1 protein-coding gene is annotated in these 292 nt (G+C 65.8%); it reads right to left on the bottom strand.

Translation table 11 applies throughout. From position 1 onward, the window contains the following. On the bottom strand, positions 1–292 hold a 292-nt coding region (locus AF337_RS29685; RefSeq protein ID WP_152971233.1), incomplete at both ends, for a peptidase dimerization domain-containing protein.

The following is a 292-nucleotide window of genomic DNA, read 5'->3' as shown; positions in this document are numbered from 1 at the left end:
GTCGGCAGCGTCAGATGTGTACAAGCGACAGCTTCGAACTCGGCCTCGCAACTGTCGGGAATGATGTTGACTGCCTGGCCGCCCTTCAGCGTGCCGACCTGAAGGGAGGAGTAGGGCGGTTCGAAGACATGCTCGAACGGGCCGGAGGCGAGCTGTTCGGCTTCGGCGCGAGCGCAGGCCAGAACATCGGTGATGGCATGGATTGCGTTCAGTCCCTGGTCCGGGCGCGAGGAATGGCCGGACCGGCCCCTGACTGTCAGCCGGGCGGCGGCTTTGCCCTTGTGGGCGCGGA

The organism is Rhizobium ecuadorense (genome assembly GCF_001187535.1).
Taxonomy (GTDB): Bacteria; Pseudomonadota; Alphaproteobacteria; order Rhizobiales; family Rhizobiaceae; genus Rhizobium; species Rhizobium ecuadorense.
The sequence above is the reverse complement of the archived record's forward strand: the minus strand, read 5'-3'. Positions and strand labels throughout refer to the sequence as shown.